Origin of the sequence: Variovorax sp. YR750 (assembly GCF_900109805.1) — a bacterium.
Lineage (GTDB): Bacteria > Pseudomonadota > Gammaproteobacteria > Burkholderiales > Burkholderiaceae_C > Variovorax > Variovorax gossypii.
The window spans coordinates 1-6228 of record NZ_FOBJ01000041.1 but is presented as its reverse complement, the minus strand read 5'-3'; the positions used below and the strand labels follow the sequence as shown (position 1 = coordinate 6228).

The 6228-nt window shown below is 67.2% G+C and carries 2 protein-coding genes; one reads left to right on the top strand and one right to left on the bottom strand.

Going from position 1 to position 6228, the window contains the following annotated elements; translation table 11 throughout:
- On the bottom strand, positions 1-2729 hold a 2729-nt coding region (locus BMY35_RS37355; RefSeq protein WP_256230745.1), incomplete at its 3' end, for a PAS domain-containing protein.
- A gap of 776 nt (positions 2730-3505) precedes the next feature.
- Between BMY35_RS37355 and BMY35_RS37350 the strand changes: the two genes are divergently transcribed.
- Positions 3506-6228, top strand: a 2723-nt coding sequence (locus BMY35_RS37350) for an autotransporter-associated beta strand repeat-containing protein (protein ID WP_093210105.1), incomplete at its 3' end; no start/stop codon positions are given.

Genomic DNA, 6228 nt, shown 5'->3' with positions numbered 1-6228 from the left:
CTGCCCGCAAAGCCCCGCAGCAGTTCGTCTCCCGCCTGGTGTCCGAACTGGTCGTTGATCCGCTTGAACCCGTCGATGTCCAGGTACATCAGCGCCATCAGCGCGCCGGCCTCCCGGGCGCGTTCCATGGCCTGCGCCAGGCGCACCTCGAACCCCGCGCGATTGGCAAGACCGGTGAGCGGATCGATCTGCGCCAGGTCCACCAGGCGCTTCTCCTCCAGCTTCTGCCGCGTGATGTCGGTGATCACGGCGTGGAAGCCGACGATGGTCTCGTCGTTCACCGCCGGCTGCGGGATGTACTGGGCCTCGTAGCAGTAGTAGCTGTCGCTCTTGGAGATCTCGCTCTGGAAGGTGACGACCTCGCCGGCCAGCGCCGCACGGATGTGCGGCCGCACGCTCTGGTAGGCCGGCTCGCCCAGCAGTTCCTTCACCGTACGCCCCTGGATCTGGTCCCGGGACAGGCCGAAGCCGCGTTCGTAGGCCAGGTTGTTGAATCGATAGCGCTCCTCCGCATCGATGTAGGCCACGCGCATCGGCAGCGCATCAGCCACCGTGCGCAAGCGGGCTTCGCTTTCCTGGAGGGCTTCTTCCGCCTCGTGGTGCGCGGTGATGTCGCTGTCCAGCGTATAGAGGCCGACCACCTCGCCATTCACATCGCGCTCCGGAACCACCGTCGCCTGGACGTCCCGGCGCCCGCTGGGCGTCACCAAGCGGCGCTCGTAGGTGACCTGGCGCCCAGCCAGCGCCGCGTGCAGATGCGGCGCCATCTGCGCCCACGCTTCCTCGCCGTAGAACTTCCACAAGCCCATGCCCAGCATCTGCTCGGTCGGGATCCCGAACCAGTCCTGATGGGCCTTGTTGACGAACCGGAACCGCAGATCGCGGTCCAGGTAGGAAATCAGCGCGGGCAGATGGTCGGTCACCATGCGCAGGCGATGCTCGCTCTCGCGCAGTGCCCGCTCCGCGGCCTTGGCTTGCGAGATGTCACGCATCAGCCCCGAGAAATACTCCACCTTGCCGTGTCTGTCACGGTGCGCGATCACCATGTGGCTCGCCGGAAACTCCCGCTGCTCGGCGTCCCACACCATCGACTCGCCCACCCAGACGCCGGCCTTGGCCGCGGTGGGCACCACCTCGGTCCTGAATCTTTCCATCGTCTGCGGCGGATTGAAATCGGCCGCGCTCAGCTGTTCGATCGGTGCGTCGAGGGCCAGCCCCGTGCGGCGGCGCGCGGCCGGGTTCATGTAGATGAGCCGCCCCGTTGCATCCAGCTGGACGATGTAGTCGGTCGTCATGTCGAAGATGGCGGTCAGCGTGCGCAGGGCCCGCTCGGCCCGGGTGCGCTCGGTGATGTCGGTCACCGTACCCACGTGGCCGAGGACGCGCCCTTCCGCGAGCACGGGCCGGCTTCTCAGCGCCACCAGCACCTGGGTCCCGTCGGCGCGATAGAGCCGGCGCGTGGCGTTCAGCGGTGCAGCCGCGCTGACGGTGCGGACCCATTCCTGGCGAACCGTCTCCCGGATCTCCTCGCGCACCAGCGCGAGCCAGCCGTCTGGCGCAGCCTCGCGCGCGAGCCCGTGGATCGCCAGATACTCGTCGTTCACGTAGGTCATGCGCCCTTCGCTGTCGCAGCGGAACAATCCCACGGGCGAGGCGTCGGTGACGGCCGCCATCTCCAGCCGCTGCTCGCGCAGCTCGGCCATCAGTGCGTCGAATTCGCGCGCCAGATCCCCGCGCTCGTCGTTGGCGACGACGTCAAGCTTCACCTGGCTGCCCGGCGAATGGCGCAGGGTGCGGATCGCGTTGCTCAGCGCTTCCAGCGGACGCATGAGCCAGGTGGTTCCCAGCCAGACCAGGACCGCGCAGCCCAGGCCCAGCCAGAGCAACTGCAGCAGCAGGTTTCGCCTCGCCTGCTCCAGCGGTGCATAGGCGATGCGCGCCGGCACGATCAGGCGCAGCTCCCAGTCGGCGGTGCGCACGGCAGCATGCGTTGCCAGGTCCGTTCCGGTATCGCCGGTGAAGGCGACGGGCGCGGCATTCGCCGGCTTGAGCAGCAGTGCCGCATCGGGGTGCATGACGATCTGCGGGGATGGGCCGCGGGTGACGATCACGTAGTAACCGCCCTGTCCGACCGTGGCCCTGCTGAGGTCGCCGAGCATGTTGGGGCGCTGCAGGTTCAGCGCCGCGCCGAGCACGCCGGCGAGACGGCCGTCCGGGCCTTCGACGGGAACGGCCATGACGACAGCGGGCTGTTGGCCGCCCTTGGTGAGCAAGGGTGCCGAGATCGCGGGCTCGCGCCGATCGCGTACGCGCCGAAAGTAGTCGCGATCGGAGACGCTCGAAGCCCGCGACGCGGGCGGGTTGCTGGCCACGAGAGTACCGTCCAGCGTCGCCAGCGCGGCATTGTCGAACATCGCGCGCAGGTCCCTGTCCGCAAGAAAACGCTGCTGCGCCGCGGGGTCCGCGAAGCCGTCCTTGCCGAGCTCCCGGGCCGCACGCGCCAGCGCGGCCAGATGGACACCGAGCTTGTAGTCGAGATCGGCTGCGGCGCTGTCGGTCAACGCCTGCTGCTGCTCACGCATCAGGTTGACATACTCGGCGGAGAGGGACCGGTACTGCCACCCGCCCGTCAAGCCGACCAACACAAGGACCAGCGAGGTGATCAGCAGCGCTGTCTTCGTTCTCAGCTTGAGCCGCACTGGGTCTCCTTCGCCACCGGGGGTGGCCATGGCTGCATTTCTGGATGATAGCGACGCCCGCGCGGATCTGTGACCGCTCAATCCAACGCAGATCACGCCCCTCCTTGGCCGGACGGGACAAGCCCGCCATGTGCAGGCCGCAGCGCTCCGAGGCACATCTTCGCCACGGACGCACCTGCCGCAAGAAACGGCGAGCGTCCATCCATGGAACGGGCATTGGCGCCAGCGGACCTCGCTCGCCCCGCAGGCACGGCCCCAGGGGTGGACGGTTTCACCGGCGCCGGGGGCACCGCTACAACGCCAGGACGGAACTGATGCTCCAGATGCATGCGCCATGACTGGATCACGCGCCATCGGCACTGCCTGCGTGCCCTGTTGCCTGCTGGGCAGAGGCCAGTGCCCCAGCCGAGCTTGCGCCTGGTTCACCCAACGGTACACACCGCTTCAGCCTGTTCACTGCGGCGCCAGCCCATCCAGCGGTATGTGGGATTCCCGATTTTTTTGACGGAAGGATGCCGCGCCCGATCACGTTCTCAATGGATTTGTTTTAAAAAATCTCCAATTACCATTAAAAATGAAATTCACCATGCCAAATATCGACGCAATTACATGAAGCGCACTTTCCACAATAAATCAGGTTTGTGAACAAATTGTCATTCACGCAAACAATTCATATATGGCAATTTTATTTACGTTTGTTTGCACCTAGAGTCCACCCCTCGCACAGGGAGGCACGGAGCGCCGGCATACCGGCGTCCACGCGCCCGCAGCTCTTGCGGACGCGCCATTGCCAGGACAGACAACACATGAACAAGATTTTTCGCGTCATTTGGAATGACGCACTCGCTGTTTGGAGCGTTGCCTCCGAATTCGGGCGCGGCCAAGCGAGATCGACGGCGGCAACCCAGGGCGCAACCCTGTTCGCTGCAGCCGTGCTCGCGGCGGCTTCTCTGCCCGCCTCCGCCGCATGCACGACCGACACGAACGCCAATGCGATCAACTGCACGGGAGCTGACCAGAGCACCACAGTGGGAGCCGGACTGGCGACCCCGGCAGGTACGGCGGTAGCCGTCGCGTCAGGCGCGACGGTCAGCACCGGCAACAGTTCGGGCATCAGCCTTGGCAACACGGCCAGCATCGTGGTGCAGAGTGGCGCCACGGTCAGCAACAACGCCTCCAACGGGGGAGCATCCCCGTACGCGGGCATCGGCGCGAACACGATCGAGGTCAACAACAACAGCACGATCACCGTCGAGGCTGGAGGCGCTGTCACCGCCAACGGTGCGGGCACCAATTCCGAGGCCATCAATCCCGTGGGCAGCGGAAACACCATCACCAACCACGGAACCATCAGCTCCGCCCACACGGCGATCTGGTTCCAGGCGAGCAGCGGCGTCAACACCGTCGTGAACACCGGCGCGATCATTGCGGGTGCCGGCACGGGCTCGACCACGACGACCGTCATCGGCGCCAGCGGCACGATGGCCGTTGACTTCACCAACAGGGGCAGCCTCACCGGTTCGCTGGCCTTCGCGGGCGGCAGCGATGCGTTGCGCTGGTACACGGGCGGCTCGATCACCGGCAACATCAGCGGCGGGGCGGGCACCGACCTGCTCACGCTGAACAGCGACAACAACGCGAGCGACACCTTTGCGCCGCTGTCTCTCACCGGCTTCGAGACACTGGTCAACAACAGCGGCACCTGGAACTTCCATGTTGCACTGGCGCCGGCAGGCATCACGAGCACCACGGTCTCGGGTGGAACGCTGATCCTGGGTGTCGACAACAGCGCCTACGCAGGCAGCATGACGGTCGGCTCGGGTGGCGTGCTGCAAAGCAGCGCGCAATTCGCACCGGCAGCGATCACCGACAATGGGCTGGTGCGTTTCGCCCAGCCCGACAACGCGACCTATGCCGGCCTCGTGAGCGGCACGGGCGGCATCGAGAAGACCGGCGCGGGCACGCTCACGCTGACGCAGGACCAGGCCTTCGCCGGCACCACCACGGTCAGCGCCGGTACGCTGCAGCTTGGCAATGGCGGCGCCGGCGGCTCGGTGAAAGGCAACATCGTCGACAACGCGACGCTGCTCATCAACCGCTCGGACGCGTTCACGCTATCAGGCACCATCAGCGGCACCGGCGCGCTCGTGCAGTCCGGCCCGGGCACGACGATCCTCACCGCCGACAACAGCTACGCGGGTGGCACCGTCATCAGTGCCGGCACGCTGCAGCTCGGCAACGGCGGCACCTCGGGCAGCATCGCGGGCAACGTCCTGAACAACGCGACGCTGGCCATCAACCGCTCTGACGCGCTCACGCTGTCGGGCACGATCAGCGGCACTGGCTCGCTCATCAAGGAAGGCGCCGGCACCACCACGCTCACCGCGGCCAACAGCTACGGCGGCGGCACCGCGCTCAAGCAAGGCCGGCTGAACGTCGGCAACAGCCTGGCGCTGGGCACCGGCGCGCTGGCGATGGACGACGGCACCACGCTCGGCTTCGCCGCCGACGGCCTGAACCTCGCGAACGCGGTGGTGCTGACCGGCAACAACGACCCGGTGATCGACACCGGCAGCTTCAGCGCGACGCTCAGCGGCAACATCACCGGTGGCGGTTTCATCACCAAGATCGGCAGCGGCACGCTCACGCTCTCGGGCGCCAACAGCTATACCGGCGCGACCGACGTGGCCGAAGGCACCCTGAAGGCGGGTGCCACCGGCACCTTCAGCGCAGCCTCGGCGCACACCGTGCGAAGCGGCGCCACGCTCGACCTTGCGGGCTTCAGCCAGACGGTCGCTTCGCTCGCCAACAGCGGCACCGTCTCGCTGGTGGGTACCGCACCGGGCACCACCCTCACCGTCAACGGCGCCTATGTGGGCAACAACGGCGTGCTGCGGCTGGGCACATTTCTGGGCGACAGCACCAGCGTGAGCGACCGGCTGGTGCTCAACGGTGCAAGCGCCTCGGCCAGCGGCAAGACCAGCGTGCAGATCACCCAGCTCGGTGGCCTGGGCGCGCTGACCACGGGCAACGGCATCGAGGTGGTCTCGGCGCTCAACGGCGCCACCACCAGCGCGCAGACCACCAAGGACGCGTTCTCGCTCGCGGGCGGCCACGTCGACGCGGGCGCCTACGAGTACCGCCTGTACGCGGCCGATGCCAGCGGCGCCGGCGAGAACTGGTACCTGCGATCGACCACCACGGCAACGACCGCCACGAGCAGCACAGGCAGCACGGCCAACGCGCCCCATGCAGGCATCCCGGCCACCGTACAGGTTCCCACCTATCGCACCGAAGTCCCGCTCTATGCGGCCCTCCCGGGCCAGCTGCGCCAAGGCAACCTCGCCATGCTCGGCAACCTTCATCTGCGGGTGGGCGACGACGATGCCAGGGCCGGCGCCGATGCGCAGTCCTCCCTCCCGTCCCACCGTCGTGCCTGGGCCCGCGTGCTCTCCACCGACATCGACATCCAGCAGGGCGGCGCGGTATCGCCGTCGAGCAAGGGCCGTCTCACCGGCTTCCAGGCCGG